18 protein-coding genes are annotated in these 20,638 nt (G+C 67.5%); 5 read left to right on the top strand and 13 right to left on the bottom strand.

The window, feature by feature from the left end:
• Positions 1-13 precede the first annotated feature (13 nt).
• From ACFVJ3_RS17815 to ACFVJ3_RS17805, 3 genes are all read left to right on the top strand, one after another.
• Complete coding sequence (locus ACFVJ3_RS17815; protein ID WP_378453282.1) at positions 14-778, top strand: pirin family protein; 765 nt, start codon at positions 14-16, stop codon at positions 776-778.
• A 91-nt stretch (positions 779-869) separates the two neighbouring features.
• The gene (locus ACFVJ3_RS17810) at positions 870-1,814 is read left to right on the top strand and encodes an intradiol ring-cleavage dioxygenase (protein WP_378453281.1); all 945 of its coding nucleotides are present in this window, start codon (positions 870-872) and stop codon (positions 1,812-1,814) included.
• Between the two features lie 76 nt (positions 1,815-1,890).
• A complete protein-coding gene (locus ACFVJ3_RS17805) occupies positions 1,891-3,840 on the top strand; it encodes a M13 family metallopeptidase (RefSeq protein WP_378453280.1) in 1,950 nt (649 codons plus the stop codon).
• 3 nt (positions 3,841-3,843) lie between these two features.
• On the opposite strand, the gene ACFVJ3_RS17800 is transcribed toward ACFVJ3_RS17805, so the two are convergent.
• The 12 genes from ACFVJ3_RS17800 to ACFVJ3_RS17745 form a co-directional block, all read right to left on the bottom strand.
• On the bottom strand, positions 3,844-5,652 hold the full coding sequence (locus ACFVJ3_RS17800) for a zinc ribbon domain-containing protein (RefSeq protein ID WP_378453279.1): 1,809 nt from the start codon (positions 5,650-5,652) through the stop codon (positions 3,844-3,846).
• Between the two features lie 678 nt (positions 5,653-6,330).
• A complete protein-coding gene (locus ACFVJ3_RS17795; protein WP_378453278.1) occupies positions 6,331-7,395 on the bottom strand; it encodes an ABC transporter ATP-binding protein in 1,065 nt (354 codons plus the stop codon).
• 17 nt (positions 7,396-7,412) lie between these two features.
• Positions 7,413-8,732 carry an ABC transporter substrate-binding protein gene (locus ACFVJ3_RS17790; RefSeq protein ID WP_378453277.1) on the bottom strand — a complete coding sequence of 440 codons (1,320 nt, stop codon included), beginning with the start codon at positions 8,730-8,732 and terminating at the stop codon, positions 7,413-7,415.
• Positions 8,733-8,750: 18 nt separating this feature from the next.
• Positions 8,751-9,650, bottom strand: a complete 900-nt coding sequence (locus tag ACFVJ3_RS17785) for a carbohydrate ABC transporter permease (RefSeq protein WP_378453276.1) — start codon at positions 9,648-9,650, stop codon at positions 8,751-8,753.
• Entirely contained in the window at positions 9,647-10,618 is a 972-nt protein-coding gene (locus tag ACFVJ3_RS17780) for a carbohydrate ABC transporter permease (protein ID WP_378453317.1), read from the bottom strand. Before ACFVJ3_RS17780 ends, ACFVJ3_RS17785 begins: the two co-directional genes overlap by 4 nt.
• Positions 10,619-10,676: 58 nt before the next feature.
• Entirely contained in the window at positions 10,677-11,597 is a 921-nt protein-coding gene (locus ACFVJ3_RS17775) for an Ig-like domain-containing protein (protein ID WP_378453275.1), read from the bottom strand.
• Positions 11,598-11,766: 169 nt separating this feature from the next.
• Positions 11,767-13,446, bottom strand: a complete 1,680-nt coding sequence (locus tag ACFVJ3_RS17770; RefSeq protein WP_378453274.1) for an FAD-dependent oxidoreductase — start codon at positions 13,444-13,446, stop codon at positions 11,767-11,769.
• Between the two features lie 92 nt (positions 13,447-13,538).
• Positions 13,539-13,760, bottom strand: a complete 222-nt coding sequence (locus ACFVJ3_RS17765) for a dodecin (protein WP_025431948.1) — start codon at positions 13,758-13,760, stop codon at positions 13,539-13,541.
• Positions 13,761-13,777: 17 nt separating this feature from the next.
• The gene (locus ACFVJ3_RS17760; RefSeq protein ID WP_378453273.1) at positions 13,778-14,983 is read right to left on the bottom strand and encodes a serine hydrolase domain-containing protein; all 1,206 of its coding nucleotides are present in this window, start codon (positions 14,981-14,983) and stop codon (positions 13,778-13,780) included.
• Positions 14,984-15,076: 93 nt separating this feature from the next.
• The gene (locus ACFVJ3_RS17755) at positions 15,077-15,592 is read right to left on the bottom strand and encodes a DUF6764 family protein (protein WP_378453272.1); all 516 of its coding nucleotides are present in this window, start codon (positions 15,590-15,592) and stop codon (positions 15,077-15,079) included.
• Positions 15,593-15,645: 53 nt separating this feature from the next.
• The gene (locus ACFVJ3_RS17750; RefSeq protein ID WP_378453271.1) at positions 15,646-16,674 is read right to left on the bottom strand and encodes a DNA polymerase domain-containing protein; all 1,029 of its coding nucleotides are present in this window, start codon (positions 16,672-16,674) and stop codon (positions 15,646-15,648) included.
• Positions 16,675-17,718 carry an ATP-dependent DNA ligase gene (locus ACFVJ3_RS17745; protein ID WP_378453270.1) on the bottom strand — a complete coding sequence of 348 codons (1,044 nt, stop codon included), beginning with the start codon at positions 17,716-17,718 and terminating at the stop codon, positions 16,675-16,677.
• Between the two features lie 147 nt (positions 17,719-17,865).
• Here ACFVJ3_RS17745 and ACFVJ3_RS17740 point away from each other — a divergent pair, with 147 nt between their 5' ends.
• Positions 17,866-18,462, top strand: coding sequence for a hypothetical protein (locus ACFVJ3_RS17740; protein ID WP_378453269.1), 597 nt, complete (start codon positions 17,866-17,868; stop codon positions 18,460-18,462).
• Between the two features lie 46 nt (positions 18,463-18,508).
• Here ACFVJ3_RS17740 and ACFVJ3_RS17735 read toward each other — a convergent pair whose 3' ends face one another.
• Positions 18,509-19,639, bottom strand: a complete 1,131-nt coding sequence (locus ACFVJ3_RS17735; protein WP_378453268.1) for a magnesium and cobalt transport protein CorA — start codon at positions 19,637-19,639, stop codon at positions 18,509-18,511.
• Positions 19,640-19,942: 303 nt separating this feature from the next.
• Between ACFVJ3_RS17735 and ACFVJ3_RS17730 the strand changes: the two genes are divergently transcribed.
• Positions 19,943-20,638 carry a 3'-5' exonuclease gene (locus tag ACFVJ3_RS17730; RefSeq protein WP_378453267.1) on the top strand — a complete coding sequence of 232 codons (696 nt, stop codon included), beginning with the start codon at positions 19,943-19,945 and terminating at the stop codon, positions 20,636-20,638.

Here is a 20,638-nt window from a genome sequence, read left to right as displayed (position 1 = left end):
AAGGAGGACCGATATGCCGGCAGTCACCACCCCTCACGTCTATGTGCATCGCGCCGGCGATCGGCTGAAAACCAGGATTTCCTGGTTGGATTCGAAGCACTCCTTCTCCTTCGGCCAGCACTACGACCCCGACAACACACACCACGGGCTGCTCCTCGTGAACAACGACGACACCGTGCTCCCCGGTCAGGGATTCGACACGCATCCGCACAAGGACATGGAGATCGTCACGTGGGTGCTGCGCGGCTCGCTCGTGCATCAGGATTCGATCGGCCACTCCGGCATCATCTATCCCGGCCTTGCGCAACGCATGAGCGCAGGCAAGGGCATCATGCATTCCGAGAAGAACGACAGCTGGCGCCTCGACGGTGAGCAGCACCACGAGCCGGTGCATTTCGTCCAGATGTGGGTGGTACCCGACGAAGCCGGCCTCGCTCCGGGTTACGAACAACTCGAGATCGAGGACGAGATCCTCAAGGGCGGGCTCGTGCCCGTTGCGTCCGGAATGCCTGAATACAAGGACAATTCGGCGATCCGGATCAACAACAGGCACGCGGCCCTGCATGTCGCGCGACTCTTCCCCGGCGCATCGGTGACGCTTCCCGAAGCGCCGTTTCTCCACGTCTTCGTCGCCCGGGGCACCGCAGAGATGGAGGGCGTCGGCACCCTGTACGAGGGGGACGCCGTCCGTTTGAGCGCCTCCGGCGGCCAGCAGCTCACCTCACACTCCGGCGCCGAGGTCCTCGTCTGGGAGATGCACGCCCGCCTCGGCGGGTGAGTTCCCAGCAAGTTCACAGCCGGGCGGCACGCCGCGTGCAGGTTCGTGCGCCACGATCGGATCACAGCCCGATCATGGAGAGGTACACGTTGTGAACAAGGATGTCGAGAAGAGCCGTCTGCGCGTCAGCCGCCGCCGCGCACTGGCGGTCGGTGGAACGGTGAGTCTGGGTGGGCTCATCGCCGCCTGCACCGGGAACGGAAGCAGCAGCACGTCGGCGGCGGCCACGTCGACTGCAGCCGGATCCGGTGCCGCGACGACGAGCGCCGACACGGTGACCGCCCTGCTCGACCAGGCACCGCAATGCGTCCTGGCCGTCGAGGAGACGCAGGGACCGTACTGGTTCGACGTCGACTCCATCCGCAGCGACATCCGCGAAGACCGGCCGGGCACGAACCTGCAGCTCGCACTGCGCGTGCAGGATCTGACGAACTGTTCCGCGGACGGCTCCGCTGCGGTGGTGAGCAACGCCGTCGTGGAGATCTGGCACTGCGACGCGGGCGGCGTGTACTCCGGCTTCGAGTCGGGTTCCAAGGCCGCGGACCTCAGCGGCAACGGTGCCCCCGCAGGCGCGCCGCCGGCTGGCGGACCGGGTGGCGGCGGCCAGCCCCCGGCCGGTGGTCCCGGTGGCGACATGTCCGGCGGTTCGGGTGAGACGTCCGACGGGTCCTACAGCGTCGGCGACAGCGAGGCCACCACCACGGACGACGGCACCTACCTGCGCGGAGCCCAGACCACGGACGCGAACGGCATCGCCCAGTTCACCACCATCTTCCCCGGCTGGTACACCGGCCGGACCACGCACATCCATCTCAAGGTGCACATCGACAAGAAGACGGTGCTCACCACCCAGCTGTTCTTCGACGAGGCCCTGCTCGACGAGGTGTACGCGACCGCGCCGTACTCGGACCACACTGGACGGGAGAACAACGTGACCAACGCCACGGACGGCATCTACGACGACGCCGGCCTGATGACCGTCGTCACGCAGTCGGACGGCTACCTCGCGGCGATCAACCTCGGCATCGACGTCTGATCGATCCCCGGTCGTCTGTTTCGCCCTGAGCGCAGTGGTGGACCGCTCCCCGAGTAACGGTGTAAGGATGGAACGCATGACCACGGCTCAGCGCTCCGGCATCGACCTCACTCACCTCGACAACGACACCCGCGCCCAGGACGACCTCTTCGTTCACGTGAACGGCAAGTGGATCGACGACTACGAGATTCCCGCGGACCGGGCGATCGACGGCGCGTTCCGCACGCTGTACGACAAGGCCGAGGTCGACGTCCAGACCATCATCGAGGAGGCGGCCGGCTCCGGCGCGGTACCGGGGACCGACGCGCAGCGCATCGGCGACCTGTACGGCAGCTTCATGGACGCGGACGTCGTCGAGGCCGCGGGGCTCGCACCGATCGCCGGGGAACTCGCCGACGTGGCCTCGGCCGCCGACCTCTCCGCGCTCGCCGCCGTCATCGGCCGCCAGCAGTGCACGGGAGTCGGCGGAGCCGTCGGTCACTACGTCGACACGGACGCCAAGAATTCCGAGCGCTACCTCGTCCACTTCAGCCAGTCGGGCATCGGCCTGCCCGACGAGTCGTACTACCGCCAGGACGACCACGCGGAGATCCGCGCGGCGTACGTGAAGCACATCGCGAAGATGTTCGCCCTCGCCGGCGTCGACTACGACGCGCAGCGCGTGTTCGACCTGGAAACGAAGATCGCGGCAGGTCATTGGGACGTCGTGAAGCGCCGCGACGCCGAGCTGAGCTACAACCTGCTCACCCTCGACCAGCTCCCCGCCGGGTTGGACTGGTCTTCGTGGATCGGCGCGCTCGGCGGCACGTCCGAGCAGTTCGCCGAGATCGTGGTCCGCCAGCCCGACTTCCTCACCACCCTGACCGGGCTGTGGACGTCCGAGGACCTCGACGACTGGAAGGCGTGGGCGACCTGGAACGTCATCCGCTCCCGCGCCCCGTACCTCACGCAGGCACTGGTCGACGAGAACTTCGCGTTCTACGGGAAGACGCTGACCGGCGCCGAGGAGATCCGTGACCGCTGGAAGCGCGGCGTGTCCCTGGTGCAGGATCTGCTGGGCGAGGCCGTCGGCAAGCTCTACGTCGAACGCCACTTCCCGGCGGACGCGAAGGCCCGCATGCAGGAACTCGTCGCCAACCTGCAGGAGGCGTACCGGCGCAACATCTCCGACCTGGACTGGATGAGCCCCGAGACGCGGCAGGCCGCGTTGCGCAAGCTGGAGAAGTTCACGCCCAAGATCGGCTACCCCGACAAGTGGCGCGACTACTCCGCCGTCACCATCTCCCGCGACGACCTGGTCGGCAACTACCGCAGCGGCTACGCGGCGGAGTACGACCGCGACCTCGCGAAGCTCGGTGGCCCCGTCGACCGCGACGAGTGGTTCATGACACCGCAGACGGTCAACGCCTACTACAACCCGGGCATGAACGAAATCGTCTTTCCCGCAGCCATTCTGCAGCCGCCGTTCTTCGACGCCGCGGCCGACGACGCCGCCAACTACGGTGGAATCGGTGCCGTCATCGGTCACGAGATCGGCCACGGCTTCGACGATCAGGGTGCCAAGTACGACGGCGACGGCAACATGGTCGACTGGTGGACCGACGACGACCGGACCGAGTTCGGCAAGCGCACGAAGGCGCTGATCGAGCAGTACAACGAGTTCGAGCCGAAGGCGCTGCCCGGCCACAGCGTGAACGGTGAGTTCACCATCGGTGAGAACATCGGCGACCTCGGTGGCCTGTCCATCGCCATCGCGGCGTATCGGATCGCCACGGACGGGTCCGACCCCGAGGTTCTCGACGGTCTCACCGGCCTCCAGCGGGTGTTCTTCGGCTGGGCGCAGGTGTGGCGCACCAAGGCCCGGGACGCGGAGGCGCTCCGCCGGCTCGCCGTCGACCCGCACTCGCCGCCGGAGTTCCGCTGCAACGGCGTGATCCGTAACCTCGACACGTTCCACGACGCGTTCGACGTCCAGCCCGGTGACGCGCTGTACCTCGATCCGGAGGAGCGCGTCAAGATCTGGTAGCGACTACGTAGATCTCATACTCTCTGCCACTGGTGTGGCTGATGGTTGAAATGTACGTGTGTCACGGCTACCCGTATCACCGTGCGGTGGTGTGGGTTTGACCGTGTCCCACACCGACGCTCGAGGTGCAGGAACATGCTGTTCCGGAGTCACCCCCAACCGCGGTGTCACGGTGGGCAGGCTGCGGCGGACCCGGCGATGCCGCGGCCGGCTCGGGGTGGGACTGGTCTTGTCCCGGGACTTGCGGACCGGTGCGTGCTCGGCGACCCGGATCGCGGGTAGCTGACCCCGCCGACGGGTCACTTTGCCTTTGCCGAGCAGGGCTCGTTTGGCCAGGTTCACCCCGGCGATGTGGTCGCGGTTGCCGCCGAGACGGCATCCCGGGCACCATGCGGTGTGATAGCCGCCGGGGCGTGCCAGTGGTTCGTCGCAGCCCGGACACAGTGCGGAGGATCCGCGTGCCGGTACCGAGACCACCGTCACACCGACACCGGCGGCGGCGTGTGCGAGGGCGGTGACCGCTTTACGGCGGGCGGACTGCGCGGCCCGGTTGTTGTTGACCCGACCGTGCCCGCGGGTCTCGAGGGTGGTGAGGTCTTCGACCGCGATCACCTGCGCCTGGGCGGCGGTGGCGTAATCGGTGACCTGACGGCCGAAGTGAAAGGCCAGTTCCCGGTTGATCTTCCCCCGTTTGGCGCCGACCGCGTCGCGGTGCCCGTTGAGGATGGCGATCTTTTCCTCCAGCCGGGCGCGGACCTCGGGTTCGGCGGTGGCGGCCAGTCGGGTCAACCGGGCTGCTTTGCCGTGCAGCAGCTGCCCCTCGGCCTGCAGGCGCGCCAGTTTGATCCCGAGGCCGCGGTCGTCGTACGTCCAGCCCCGGTAATAAGACACCAGCCCCTCCGGGGTTTCGGTGGTGATGGCGGCGGCACCGAGCGTGGACGGGGACCAGTCCACCCCGACAGCGACGGCCGGTGATCTCAGGTCGTCGTCGGTGGGGACGAGTTCGGTCGCCGCGCACCGCCACAACAGACCCCGGTGGTCGAGGACCAGGGTCGGCAGATGCCAGTCGGTGATCGCCCGACCGTGCAGGTGCGCGGGGATCGCGGCGGTCAGCCGGACCCGCCGCCACTGCGCCCGCCCCGCCGGGGCCGGGCAGGTCGGCAGCTTCACCGTCAACACCAGCTCACCGCCTGTCGCGGTGATCTGCGCGAGCTCCCGATCGGCGGCCGAGAGCCGGGCCATCGCGCTCGTCTGCGGTGGTCGCTGAACGTCGGTGATCCGCAACCGAATCGACTGTGCCCCGTCGGTGCGGTGAAAGTGTGCGATGAGCTGGCGTTGCACTCCCCGGGCGAAGCCCGGTGGCACAAAGTCGGCGGCGGAGGTGGGTGTGGTCAGACGACCGGTGGCCGGGTCGAACTGCGCAGACAGTGCCGTGATCGCAGCGTCCCGATAGGCAACGGTTCGCAGGGTCGCCATCACCTGCGCGGTCACCACCCGCGTCACGCGCGAGGGCACATACACCCCGTGCGGGTAGGTCGGGTTCCAGCCGAGGCGGGCCGCGGCGACGTGACCCTGTGCGGGCAGCCTGCGGTCCTGGTGGTCCCGTCCGGCGGCGAGCACGTCGAACGTGACCGGCTGCCACAACCGCGCCACCAACTCGGTGCCGGCCGCCGCAATCAGGTCGAGCAGCCACCCCACCCTGGTGTCGACATCGTCGAGTCCGATCGGTTCGCCGGTCGCGTCGTCGACCGCCACGTGGGCGCGGGTGGTGAACGCGAACTGCCGCGGCGCAGTTGATCCCGGCCCGATCATGCCGGCCGACCCGGCGCCAGGCACAACCCGAACAAACCCGGCCCGATCGGTCTTCCGAGAAGAGCTGCCATCCCCGACAAGCTCATCGATCACCCCCCTTTCCCCGCCCTCTGCCACGCCACCTCTCGCAGGGCCTCGACTGTAACGCCGACCTCCGACAAGAACCGCTCGATCCGCGCCACCTGTGAACCGGGTCAATCGATCCCGCCACACCGCATCACCATCGGCTGGCCCCGGGCCGCGTCGTCGAGCATCCGGCCGCGCCCCGCCCGCTGCTCCCTCGAGACACGAACCGCGATCCTTGCAGATCCGATACATCGCACCAATATCGCTCGTCCGCAACATTGCGCTGATCGGCTGGCGACGCCTCCCATCCTGCCGAACCCGGCACCCGGCACCCGGCACCCGGCACCCGGCACCCCAATAATACCTTCGCACTCTCGGGAGTCGCTCCCGCACAACCTGATACAGACCTGCACAGATCAGCGCCCCGGCCCGCGCGGCTACAGAGTTGGGGACTCGAACCCGTGCGCCGAGAAGGCAACCGGCCCTCCGTCGGCGCCCTTGCGCACCCCAACGACCGGCAGCCCACGAATTCCGCAGACATCAATCCGCGGTGACAGACAGCCAGAAACTGATAGCGAGTATTAGATACATTGGCAACAGATGAGAGCCCGGCTACCGCAGACGGTTCCCCGTCGCCGCGGAGAAGAAGTACACCTCGCCCGGCTTCGGCTGCAGGTGCAACCTCTCCCCCGCGGCGACGGTGCGGGTGCGATCCACCCGCACCACCACCTTCCCGGACGTGCCGGACCCGTACACGAAGGACTCCGCCCCGAGTTCCTCGAGCAGGTCGGTCTCGACCGTGTACGAGTCCTTGCGCCACGCCCCCACCAGCGTCCACGCCTCCGGACGCACCCCGACGATCACGGAACCGTCCCCGATCGCCGAGTGTGGCACCGGAATTCGCAGGTCGCCCAGCTCGGCGACGCCGTCGCGGATCGGGGTGTCCATGAGGTTCATCCCGGGCGAGCCGATGAACCCGGCGACGAACGTGTTGACCGGGTTGTCGTAGAGATCGCGGGGCCGTGCGACCTGCTGGAGGCGCCCGCCCTGCATGACCGCGACCCGGTCGCCCATCGTCATGGCCTCCACCTGGTCGTGGGTGACGTACACGGTGGTCGTGCCGAGCCGGCGCTGCAGGCCCGCGATCTGCGAGCGCGTGCTCACCCGCAGCTTGGCGTCGAGGTTGCTCAGCGGTTCGTCCATGCAGAACACCTTGGGGTGCCGCACGATGGCCCGGCCCATCGCGACCCGTTGACGTTGCCCGCCGGACAGTTTCGCCGGTTTGCGATCCAGTAGCGGTTCGAGTTCGAGCATCCGCGCCGCTTCCAGCACCCGCTCGGTGCGTTCCACCTTCCCGACGCCGGCGTTGCGGAGCGCGAAACCCATGTTGTCGGCGACGGTCATGTTCGGGTACAGCGCGTAACTCTGGAACACCATGGCCACGTCCCGCGCCCGGGGCGGCAGCGCGGTGACGTCGGTGCCGCCGATCGCGATGCGGCCCGCCTCGACGGCCTCGAGGCCGGCCAGCATCCGCAGGCTGGTCGACTTACCGCACCCGGACGGACCCACGAGGACGAGGAACTCACCGTCCGCGATGTCGAGGTCCAGCCGATCGACCGCGGGTCGATCGGCTCCGGAATAGCGGTGGGTGACACCTGCGAACTGCACGTGGGCCATGAATGTTCCTTCTCCTCCTACTGGGGCAGCTTGGGTGTGATCTGACGGTCGATGATCTGCTGGAGTTGCGTCCCGACGCCCGCGAACGTCGTCGCCACGTCCGCGTTCTGCAGCGCGATCTGTTCGAGTCCGGTGCCGATGATCTGGTCGCCGCCGGGTACGAAGACCCGGGCGTAGTCCTGCGACCGGGTCTTCGCGAGCTGGTCGACGGCGGTGCGCGCGTTGGGGTTCGCGGCGAGGTACGCCTTCATGCTCGGGTCTTCGACAGCGGACTTGCGGACGGGCATGTACCCGACGTTCTGGGAGAAGTACGCGGTGTTCTCGCCGTTGGTCACGAAGTCGATGAACGTCAGCGCGTTCTTCTTCCGCTCGTCGGAGATCCGCGCCGGAATCGCGAGGCCCGCGCCGCCGGTCGGGCAGCCCGGCGCGCCCGACGCGGGGAGGAAGGCGGTGCCGAAGTCGAACGCGGCCGACTTGGTGATCCCCGACAGGTCACCGGTCGACGCGATCGTCGAGGCGAGGATGCCCGCGCCGAATTCGTTGGCGATGTCGCTCGACACGGCCGCGTATTTCTTCGTGTGGATCATGTCCTTCAGGAACGTCCCCGCGGCGAGCGTCTTCTCGTCGCCGAACTTCAGGTCCCACTGGTCCGAATACGCCCCGCCGAACGTCCAGACCGGTCCCTCGAACGTCCAGCCCAGGTAGTTCTTGGCGTCGCCCCAGCCGTGGGCCAGCTTGCCACCGCCCATCACCCGCTGCAGTTCGGGACCCCATTCGTCGAACTCCTGCCAGGTGGCGGGCCCGCGATCGGGCAGTCCGGCCTGCGTCCACACCTGCTTGTTGTAGTAGAACAGCGGCGTCGACCGCGCGTACGGAAGGGCGTAGTGCTTGCCCGCGAACAGGTAGTCGGCGAGCAGCGAATCGACGTAATCGGAGGAGTCGACCCCGACCTCACCGAACAGTCCGTCGAGCGGTTCGATGGCACCGGTCAGGGCGTAGTTGAACCACCAGACGTCCGACAGCACCACGACGTCGGGCAGTTCGCCGCCCGACAGGGCCGCGTTGAACTTCTGCGACACCTCCTCGTAGTTCTTTCCGCCGTCGACGAGGTTCACGGTGAGATCGGGGTATTTCGCCTGGAACCGGTTGATCAGTTCACGTTCGACGTCCTGGGACTTGCCGGGGTGGTTGGACCAGAACGTGATGGTGTTCGCGTCGCCCGCCGCACCGGACGTCGCCGACGAGCCCGACCCCGACCCGGCACACGCCGTCAGCGCGGCGCCGGCGGCCACCGCGCCCGCCAGCCCGAGGAATCCCCGACGGTTCATCCGATTCATGTCTCTCCTCGTTCTCCGCTATCCCTTGACCGCACCCGATGTGAGGCCCTTGATCATGTGCCGTTGCAGCACAAGGAAAACCGCGAGAATCGGCAGCATCGTGAGTACCGTTCCCGCCATGACCGGGCCCCAGTTGGTGAGCCCGTCGTTGTTCTGGAGTTGAGTCAGCCCGATCGGCAGCGGCGCGACGGACGCATCGTCGGCCATCAGGAACGGCCACAGGTATTCGTTCCACTCGGTGACGACGGTGATGATCGCGAACGCCACCATGGTGGGGCCCGATACCGGCAGGACCACCCGCCACAGCAGCCGGAAGTGGCCCGCGCCGTCCATCCGGGCGGCCTCGATGATCTCGGTGGGTATCGACAGGAAGTGGTTGCGCATCAGGAACGTTCCGAACGCGACTCCGGCGAGCGGAACGATGATGCCGTGAAAGCTGTTTCGCCAGCCCCATTCGGCGACGAGTGCGTAGTTGGAGATGACCGTGATCTGGTTGGGCACCATCAATGCGGCGATGATGCCGAGGAACACGAGGTTCTTGCCCGGGAACCGCAGGAACACCAGACCGTAGGCGCTGAACACGCCGAGCGCGAACTTCACGACGGCCAGCACCCCGGTGATGATCACCGAGTTGCGCAGGAACGTCCAGAACGGCACCGACGTGGTGGCCTCCGAGTAGTTCTCGGGATGAAAGGTGCCGGGCCACCAGGTGACCGGCAGGGTGTAGACGTCCGGACGATCCTTGAAGGACGTCATCACGATCCAGTACAGCGGCAGGGCCACCATGACCAGCACCGCCACCGTCGCGGCGTATCCCAGGACCGTCACGAGCGCTTCCCGCCGGCGATGGTCACGGGCCGGGTCTGCCGTCACCGGCACATCCGTGCTGCGCTGATCGCGCACGATGTCCGCGGTCACCGGGCGTCACCGCGATCCATGATCCGCACCTGGTAGACGGTGATCCCGAGCAGGACCAGGAACATGATCGTGGCAACGGTGGCGCCGTAGCCGGCACGGAAGTTGCGGAACGACTCGTTGTAGACCTGGTAGACCATCGTGGTGGTTCCGGTACCGAGTGGACCGCCCCGGGTCATCACGTTGATGATGTCGAACACCTGAAGGGAGCCCAGCATCACCGTGATCGAGAGGAAGTAGGTGGTCGGACGCAACTGCGGGAGCACGACCCGGCGGAACGTCGTCCACCGGCCCGCCCCGTCGATCTCCGCGGCCTCCGTCAGCTCACGTCGCGTACCCTGCAGTGCCGCAAGGTAGATCACGAACGTGTAGCCGAGGTTCTTCCACATGTAGGTGACCGTCACCATGAACAGCGCCCAGTGCGGATCCTGATAGAAGTCGGGAACGGAGTCGACCCCGGCACGGTGCAGGAGGTCCTGGATCAACCCGAAACGGGGATCGAACACGAACTGGAACGCCACGCCGATCGCGGCGCCCGAAATGACGAACGGCGCGAAGATCGCCGAGCGGACGAGGTTGCGGCCGTGCAGGTTACGGTCCAGCAGCACGGCGAGCGCGAGACCGGCGACCATCGATCCCACAACGGTCGCGACGGTGAACACGACGGTGTTCCCGACGATCTGCCAGGTGTCGGGCCGGCTCCACCACTCGCGGTAGTTGCCCCAGCCGACGAACGTGGCGACGGGGTCGGCGATGTTCCAGTCGAAGAACGACAGCCGGATGTTGTCGACCAGGGGCCGGTAGGTGAACAGAACGAGCAGAACCAGATTGGGGCCCACCAGCGCTGCGAACAGCGCGTAGTCCCGCCACGGACGCCCGAGCAATCCCTGCTTTCCCGGCGACGGCAGGGTTCGTTCCGGACTCGATCTCACTGCCGCAGTCTGACGACCGTTTACGAATAGCCGGTAAATTGCCGTAGCCCGCACATTGAACTGTGCGGGCTACGGGAAGAACGCGGTCGGATCAGGTTCAGCGGTTCCAGTCGCCGAGACCGTCGGAGCCGTTCAGCACGCCGCCCGCGGTGTTCTGCACGACCACGGCGTCGCCCTTCTTCGAGTTCTCGTAGAACCACTTGGCGTCCTCGGTGCTCACGTTGAGGCAGCCGTGGCTGACGTTCGTGTTGCCCTGGGCGTCCACCGACCACGGTGCGGCGTGGACGAAGATGCCGCTGTACGACATGCGGGTGGCGTACTCCACGTACGTGCGGTACCCCTCGGCCGAGTCGACCGGGACACCGTACGTGGACGAGTCCATGTACATGTCACGGAACTTGTCGCCGATGATGTACGTGCCGTTCGGCGTCTCGTGATCGGTCTTACCCATCGACGTCGGCATGGTCTTGACCACTTCGCCGTTCCGGGTGACGGTGATCTGCTTGGTGTTGTCGTCCGCGGTCGCCACCAGCGCGTCGCCGATGGTGAACGTGGAGTGCGAATCGCCGGCATCCACGGTGACCTCGGTGTTCTCGGGCCAGAACTCGGTGGGCTTCCAGCGCACCTGGCTGTCGTTGATCCAGTAGAAACCACCCTCGACCGGCTGGCTGGTGGTGACCTTGATCGCACGCTCGGCGGCGGCGCGGTCGCCGATCGCCTCGTTGAAGCGGATGATCACCGGTTGCGCGACACCCACGACCTCGCCCGCACCCGGGTTGAGGGACGGAGCCGAGAAGTTCGCGGGCGCGGGTGCCGGTTCGGGAAGCGGCAGCTGCGGCGCGCCGGGCAGTCCCGGCAGGGTGGGAAGACTCGGAATCTCCGGTCCACCGGGAAAGAGCGGCGCGGCCTGTGCGGCCCCGACCAGCGCAGTTCCGGAGACGACGGCCCCGGTCAGTGCGACGGCGACGCGCGAAGACCAGTGCTTGTTCCTGGAAAAACCGATTCCTGACTTGCCCATATGACCACTCTCGTTCGACGACGTGTGCAACGCGCGTCCCCGACGGACCTATCAATCGCGCACTGCCATTAACACACATCATCCGGCCGCGAGCAATTTGCCCGCAATCGTTGCCGCTCCGCGGCCTGCGGGGAAGTGGAGTCACCGTGTGGTCAAGAAGCGCTCACGATCAGGTATCGGCGCGGGCGGCGGCGAGCATGCTCTCGATGGTGATCAGCTTGGTGCGCGTCCGGCCGGCCGCCCTGCCCCCGGCACGTTCGGTCTTGTCGATCCGCTGCCAGCCCTGGTAGTCGACGGCGTCGGGCGCACGCTCGGCGATCAGCCGGTCGAGGGCCTCTCGTTCGGCGGGCGCGTCGAGCCGCCCGGCGGAGAAGTCGTCGATCAGCATCCTGACCGTCTCCGCGGAGCAGTACTTGTTGGTGCCGATCACGCCGGTCGGCCCGCGTTTGATCCAGCCGGCCACGTATACGCCGGGCACCGGCGCTCCGGTCTCCGGATCGATCACCCTGCCGTTCTCGTTGGGGATGACGCCGCGCCGGTCGTCGAAGGGGAGATCGGCCACGGGTTGACCGCGATAGCCGATCGAGCGCAGCACCAGGCCGGTGTCCAGCGTCGTGGTGACGTCGGACGGTTTGGCGCTGAGCCTGCCGGATGCGTCCGCGACCAACTCGTTCTTCGCGATGCGCACCGATTCGACAGCGTCGGTGCCGAGAATCTCCACGGGTGACGTCAGGAAACGCAGCACGATCCGCTTCTTCGCCGGATCTGCGGTGCGCCGTGCGAACTCCTCGACCTGCCGCACCTTGTGGCGCTGCGACGGCTCGGCCTCGTCGCCGTCGATGAACGCGCGGCTCGCCGGGTCGAGCACCGCTTCCTCCGGGTCGACGACGATGTCCACGTTCGGCATTCGCCCGAGCGCCAGGAGTTCGGGGTTGGTGTAGGCGGCCTGGGCGGGGCCCCGGCGGCCGAGAACGACGACCTCACGGATGTTGCTCGCCCGCAGGGCCTCGAGGGCATGGTCCGCGAGATCCGTCTTGGCCAGGATCTCCGGATCGGTGACGAGGATGCGGGCCACGTCGAGTGCCACGTTGCCGTTGCCGACGATGACGGCCCGTTCCCCCGACAGGTCGAACGTGCGGTCGGCGTAGTCGGGGTGACCGTTGTACCAGGCCACGAACTCGGTGGCGGCGTGGCTGCCGACGAGATCCTCGCCGGGAATGCCCAGTGCGCGGTCGCCTGCCGCGCCGACCGCGTATATGACGGCGTGGTGGTGCGCGAGCAGTTCCTCGTGGCTCACGTCCCGGCCCACTTCCACGTTGAAGTGGCAGTGCACCGTGCGCTTGCCGACGACCGAGCGGAACTGGTCCGTGACGCCCTTGGTGCCCGGATGGTCCGGCGCGACACCGGCGCGCACCAGCCCGTACGGGGTGGGCAGCCGGTCGAAGATGTCGACCTCGACGCGTGGCTTCGCGGTCAGTTCCATCGCGGCGTAGCAGGCGGCCGGGCCCGACCCCACGACCGCGACGTGGAGCGTGCCGAGGGCTGCGTCGATCTGCGGCAGCGTGAGCGGCTCGGGCCAGTCGGGGCCGATGGGGTGCTTGGTGTAGTACTGCGCGTTGATGTCGAGGTACGGCTCGTCGACCTCTTCGAGGTCGTTCTCCGCGTAGATGGCCTCCACCGGGCACTCCTCGACGCAGGCCCCGCAGTCGATGCAGGTGTCCGGGTCGATGTACAGCATTTCCGTGGTGGCGAACGGCTTCTCGTCCGGTGTGGGATGGATGCAGTTGACCGGACAGACATCGACGCACGAGGCGTCGTTGCAGCACGGCTGCGTGATCACATAAGCCACGGTTCTCCCCTACCTGAGTACGCGCAGTTCGACGTCGGGATGTGACACCAGACTATAACGTGTTCCAATTTTGCGCGAGAACCGTGCGGATGTCAGACCGCGTCGCCCGGCTCCACACGGAATCCGACCTTCACCGTGACCTGGTAGTGCGCGATGGCGCCGTTCTCGACGTGGCCCCTGGTCTCGACGACCTCGAACCACTCGACGTTGCGCACGGTCTCGTTGGTCCGCGCGATGGCGTTCTTGATGGCCGCGTCGGTGCTGTCGCTCGACGAACCGACGACCTCGACAACTCGGTACACGTGATCACTCATCAGGATTCCTTTCGTGGTTACTTGCCGTTCCGGACGATCGCCTGCGCCTCGACACCGAGCCGGGCCAGACGAAGATCACCGAGAGCCGTGAGGGAACTGCCGAGGCGGTTGGTGACGAAGCCCAGGGACAGTCCGCTGTCGAGGTCCGCGTAGGCGCCGGACCCGCCGACGCCGTAGTGCCCGATCGCGTTCCGTGGTTGTTCCCGGGACGCGAGGATCGGCCGGTGGTAGCCGAGGGACCACTGCGGCCGGATACCGAGGACGTAGTCGCGGTCGCTGGTCTGCACCTGCGACATCTGCGCGATGGTGGACTTGCGCAGGAACCGGTGCCCGTCCAACCTGCCTCCGTTGGCGATGGCGCCGTACATGCGCGCGAGCGCCCGCGCGCTGAACACGCCGTTCCAGCCGGGCATCACCGCGTCGTGCACCGCCGGATTCCGGACCAGCATGTCGAATCCCTGAGGCATTGCCGCCTCGGCGAGGCCGCGGGTGGGGCCGACGAGCGAGAGCACGTTCGACGTGAGCTCCCAGTTGAGCCCGGCCGGGTTGATGTGCGGAAACAGCTTCGCGATCCGCGGACGGTGCTGTCCGGGAACCTGATACCAGAAGTCGTCGACGCCGAGCGGGCCGGCGATCTCGTCCTGCACGACCTGGACGAACGGCTTTCCGGTGACGCGGGCGATCAGTTCGGCGACCAGCCACCCGTAGGTGACGGCGTGATACCCGGGACCGCGCAGCCTGCGCGGATCCGCAGGGGTGGCCGCGAGGGCCTGGACGACGGCGTCGTAGTCGAGGAGATCGAGCGGGCTCCGCATCAGACCCCGGACCTTGTGCAGTCCGGCTCGGTGGGTGAGGAGTTCGCGGACCGTGATGTCGGTTTTGCCTGCCGCGCCGAACTCGGGCCAGTAGCGCGCGACGGGCGCGTCGTAGTCGATCAGCCGGCGTTCGGCGAGCCGGTGGACGACCGTGCCGGCCACGCCCTTTCCCGTCGAGAACGACAGGGCGACGGTGTCGCGGTCCCAACGGCGGTCGCGGTCGGCCCAGCCCGCCCAGATGTCGAGGACCTTCTCACCCCGGAAATACGCGGTGAGCGCCCCGCCACCGTGCTGAGGTTGCCGGTACATCGCGAAGAACCGGTCGGCGAGCGGCAGGAACCGCGGGTCGACGTGCAGCTCCGTCCGTGGCACGGACGCGGGCCGGGGAACTCGAACGCTGGTCGTCATCGACCACCTCCGATCTCACTGCCGTATGTCCTACGGCAGTTGCGTCAGCCCATTGTGACTACCGTCACCATACGACGCGGACCGGGGTGCCGTTCAGGGAAGGCGCCACACTGTTATGCCATCGCTCAGACACGCTTGACCTGCAAGGAAATTGATGGCGAGCGACGGTCCTGCGGCGCACACCACGCCCTTGGCCGGATCCGCGACGAGCGCCTGCCCTCCCGGACCGCTCAGCACCAGCGCGGGACCGGCACTGTCGACCGTTCCGATGGCGACGCTCTCGGGCCCGACCGCCACCGCGGCGACGGCGCCACGACGCGCCTCGGCCGCACCGACACCGCCGCCCAGTCCGGCGCCGAGCGCTGCTCCCGCATGGGCTGCGTCGGCGAAACCGACACCGTCCGTGCCGAACGCCGCCGAATTGCTGCTCGTATCGGCGTTGGCCCCGCACGCGGTGCGGTCGACGACCGTGGTGTGGCCCCGGCCGGGTGGTGACACACAGGAGAGGGAGACGGCCGACGAGGTGGCCGGCGCGATCATCAGGGTCCCGAGTGCCGTCGCGACGACACCGAGGGCGAGTCCGGCAGTACGGACTGTCGTACGTTCCATGAAGACCTCACATTGTTCCCGACCCGACCGTGCCGAGCCTACGTGAGCGCCGGCTATTTGCGGTCTCGGTCCCGACTCGGTTGTACCCGCTTGGGTTCGCCCGGCATCTTCGGGTAATTGGGTGGGTACGGGAGATCGCCGAGACCGTTCGCGGCGTCCCGTTCCGCCATCTCCAGCAGCACGTCCAGCGATTGCGCCACGTCGCCCATGGTCGCCATGGGATCGCCGCGCTTCGCGAGCAGCGCGGGCACGGTCGCGATGGTGAAGTCGTCGGGGTCGACGTCGACGAGTTCCTCCCAGGTGACCGGCGTCGACACGGTCGCGATCGGCGTCTTGCGGGCCGAGTAGGCGGACGCGATGGTCTTGTCCCTGGCGTTCTGGTTGAAGTCGAGGAAGATGCGTTCGCCGCGTTCCTCCTTCCACCAGGACGTGGTGGCGCGGTCGCCGCTGCGCCGCTCGATCTCCCGTGCGAGGGCGATCCCCGCGCGCCGCACCTCGATGAAATCCCAGCGCGGTTCGATGCGGAGATACACGTGCAGCCCGCGGCCGCCCGAGGTCTTGGGATAACCGACGAGACCGAGTTCGTCCAGCAGCGGCCGGAGCACGTCCAGCGCGACCGCCCGGGCGTCGTCGAATCCGGTCCCCGGCTGCGGGTCCAGGTCGATGCGCAGTTCGTCGGGGTGATCGACGTCGGGGCACCGGACCGCCCACGGATGGAACGTGATGTTGCCGAGGTTCGCCGCCCACACGATGTTCGCGGCACTCCGCACGCGGAGCACGTCGGCCTTGCGGCCGGACGGGAACGTGACCTCACACGAGTCGACGTGGTCGGGGCGCTTCGCGGGAACCCGCTTCTGGTAGATTTCCTCGCCCTCGATACCGTCCGGGAACCGTTGCAGGTGCGTCGGCCGATCGAACAGGGCGGTCAGCAGCGCACCGTTCAGTGCGACGGTCCGGTAGTACTCCACCAGGTGCCGTTTCGTGCCGCCCTCGGCGCCGAGTTTCGGGTAGTAGATCTTGTCGGGATTCGACAGCCGCACGGCGACGCCGTCGACGTCGAGTTCTTCGGCAGGACTCGCCATCTAGGAACCTCCGGCCAGGACGTCGGCAAGGTCGTATCGCACCGGGACCTCCAATTGTTGGAACGTGCACTCGTCGGGTGTCCGGTCCGGGCGCCAGCGCAGGAACCGCGCGGCGTGCCGGAACCGGGCACCCTCCATCTGGTCGTACGCCACCTCGACGACGCGTTCGGGGCGCAGCGGCACCCAGGTTCGGTCGTTGCCCGACTGCCACCGCGTCGGCGCCCCGTCGGCCACGACGTCGTCGCCGACGCGCAGCTCGTCGAGCTCGGCGAGCAGTTCGATCCGCCGCGCCGCCGTGAACGCCGACGCACCGCCGACCATCGCCATCTGGTCGCCGTCGTACAGTCCGAGCAGCATCGACCCGATCCCCGGCTGGCTCTTGTGCGGCCGGTATCCGATGACGACGCAGTCGGCGGTGCGGGCGTGCTTCACCTTCACCATTTCCCGCTTGTTGGGCAGGTACGGGCCCACCAGCTTCTTCGCCACCACCCCGTCGAGTCCGGCGCCCTCGAACGCCTCGAACCACTCGGTGGCCGTCGCACTGGATTCGGTGGCGGCGGTGACGTGGCAGCTGGGTCCACCGCCGATGGTGTCGACGAGCTGCGCGCGGCGCACGGAAAAATCCTCCCGGGTGAGGTCGCGGTCGCCCAGGGCGAGCAGATCGAACGCGACGAACTGCGCCGGGGTCTTCTCGGACAGCATCGTCACCCGGCTCTCGGCCGGATGAATGCGCTCCGACAACGACTCCCAGTCGAGCCGGGTGCGGCCGTCGATGCTGCGCGGGACGACGAGTTCGCCGTCCACCACGCACCGCTCCGGCAGTTCGTCCTTCACCGCCCGGACGAGTTCGGGAAAGTACCTGGCCAGATCCTTTCCGCCGCGGGACCCGAGCACCACCTCGTCGCCGTCGCGGAAGACGAGGGTGCGGAAACCGTCCCATTTCGGTTCGTAGGACCAGGCGAGCCCGGACTCCGGTTGCGCCGGAACGGACGACGCAGCCTTCGCGAGCATCGGCTGTAACGGAGGCATCACGGGGAGATCCACCCGTCCATACTGTCACCACGATTGGCAAATCGGACAGCGATGTAATCAAATAATGCGCGACACGGCAATCGCGGTGGACACGATCGAGGTGGCAAGGTCATCTCGGAGGAACGGGTGGCGGACGGTCACCTGACGGAGGGGTCAGACATGACAGGGTTAGTTCGGCGGGTGTGTACCGCAGTCGTCGCGTTGTCGGCGACGGCAGTCCTGGTGGCCGGGTGCGGTTCGGACACGACGCCCACCGCGGTGCCGGAGTCGGGTGCGTCCGCGGCCACCTCGTCCAGCGAATCGACCACCGTGATCAACGGACAGGAAGGCGAGGACGCCGGCGGCGACGTCGACTTCGAGGTCGCGATCGGTGAGTGCGTGAAGCTCGGCGGCACCGTCTCCGACGCCGAGATCGACAAGGCGGTGTGCGGCAGCGCCGATTCGAACTACAAGGTGATCGCCAAGGCCGCGAAGAACAGCCAGTGCATCAGCGATGCCGACTCGTACTACTACGAAACCCTCGGCGGCGTCGAGCAGGGCGCGATCTGCCTCGACGTGGACTGGGTCGTCGGCGGTTGCATGGACGTCGGTGGCGAGGATCCCGCGCGCATCGACTGCGGCGACACCACCGCCGTCGACGGTGTGAAGGTGACCGAGATCGTGCAGGGCGCCACGTCCGTGGACTCGTGCAGCACGTCCTCCAACGGATACGAATACCCCGAGCGCAAGTTCGTCGTCTGCGTCGACGAACTCTGACCGGAGGCAACGGCCGGCTGCGGGCAGTGCCCGCAGCCGGCCTCGCTCACAACCAGCCGCGGCGTTTGAAGATCGTGTACAGGCCGGCGCAGGTGAGCATCATCAGCGACAGGGCGAACGGATACCCACCGGCCCAGTGCAGTTCGGGCATGTGGTCGAAGTTCATGCCGTAGACCGTCCCGATCAGGGTGGGCGCGAAGAGGATCGCCGCCCACGCCGACACCTTCTTGATCTCCTCGTTCTGCGCATAGCTGGCCTGGGTCAGGTTGCGCATCTCCTCGTTCTGCTCCTGCGACACCAGGGTGGCGTTGACGGTGAGGATGTTCCCGAGCAGCTGGCGGAAATTGTCCGCGCGCTCCACGACCACCGTGGCGTGGTCGGTGACGTCACGTAGGTACCGCTGCAATTCCTCGTCGGTGTTGTACTTCTCGAATCCCGCCGACAATCCGCGCAGCATCCCGAGTAGCGGCCTTGTGGCCCTCTGGAATTCGATGACCTCGCGGGTGAGTTCGTAGATGCGCCGCGACACCCCGGGCGCTCCGCTGAACACCTCGGTCTCGATCTCGTCGATGTCGTTCTGCAGTCCGGCCACCACCGGCGCGTACCCGTCGACCACGGCGTCGAGGATGGCGTAGAGGACGGCCTCGGGTCCGAGCCGGAGCAGGTCCGGGTTGCTCTCCATCCGCCGGCGGACCGCCGACAGGTCGGGGGATTCGCTGTGCCGGACCGTGAGCACGAACGTCGGACCACAGAAGACGTGCAGCTCACCGAATTCGACGCGCTCGGTCTCGTCGCAGTAGCGCGCGGCGCGCAGGACCACGAACAGCGTCTTGCCGTAACGCTCCAGCTTGGGCCGCTGGTGGGCGACGATCGCGTCTTCGACGGCCAGCTCGTGCAGGTCGAATTGCTTTGCTGCCGCGTACAACTGGGCGTCGTTCGGCCGGTACATCCCGATCCACGCCATCGACGACGCATCCGGCAGGCTCGCGAGTGCCTCCGACAGTGTGGCCGGGGTGGCCGTCTTCCGGCCGTCGCGGTAGACGGCGCTGTTGACCACCGTTTCCTCTGCAGGCGTCGGTTCGACGGGCCTGCGGGTCGCCACGTGACCGGCGTCGGCATCGGACAGACCGGCGGAACGGCTGGGGAGGAGGGAACGGATCGGACGCAGCTGAGGCATGACACGGGGCTTTCGAGGGAAAGTGGGCAGCGCGGAACGGCGCTGAGGAACACGGACCGTGAAACCGCGCACCTACCGGTGGAACGGTTTCAGTTGGTACTCGGAGGTTGGCTTCTCATCGGATGCCACACCTCCTTGCTCTCTCGAAAGGCAGTTCACGACCTCGGCGAACTGCAGACCGGAGGACACGATACCCCCGGCGACCGGCCACGACAACCTGGGATCCCCGCCGTGTCGGTCCCGGATCCGGCGCCTGCCGCGGCAGATACTGGGCGGGCACCGAATCACCACCGAGAGGCCCCCATGACCAGCTGGTCGGACAGACCGATCTGCGCGTTCGACCTGGAGACGACGGGGCCCGACCCCACCGATGCCCGCATCGTCTCCGCGTGCATCGCCATCGTCGACGCTCACCACTTCGAGTCGCGAACCTGGCTACTCGACCCGGAGGTCGCCATCCCGCAGGGCGCGTCGGACGTGCACGGAATCTCCACGGAGTACGCCCGGGCCCACGGGCAGGACTACGCCACCGGGTACGGGGAGATCCGCGAGGCCCTGCACGACGCGTGGACCCGCGACCATGCCGTCGTCGCGTTCAACGCCTCCTACGACCTGACCGTCATGCACACCGAGGGTCTGCGCCTCGGGCTGACCGAACTCGTCACCGGCATCGTGGTCGACCCCTACGTCATCGACCGCGAGATGGACCGGTACCGGAAGGGCAGGCGCACACTCGGCGCGGTGTGCGAGCACTACGGCATCGCGCTGAAGGACGCCCACGAGGCCGAGGCCGACGCGATCGCCGCGGCACACCTCGCCCGGACGCTCGCGCAGGAGTACCCGAATCTGCGGGCCCTCGACATCATGACGCATCAGGCCGGCTGGCACGCCGAACGGCAACGCGACTTCGCCGACTACCTCGTCCGGCAGGGTCGGGACGGATCGGACGTCAACGGCGAGTGGCCGATTCGCGGTCTCGCGCAGTTCCGCATCGCCTGA

The sequence above is a fragment of the Rhodococcus sp. NPDC127593 genome (genome assembly GCF_042671975.1).
Lineage (GTDB): Bacteria > Actinomycetota > Actinomycetes > Mycobacteriales > Mycobacteriaceae > Rhodococcus_F.
Note: the sequence above shows the minus strand (reverse complement) of the source record. Positions and strands in the feature narration are given on the sequence as shown.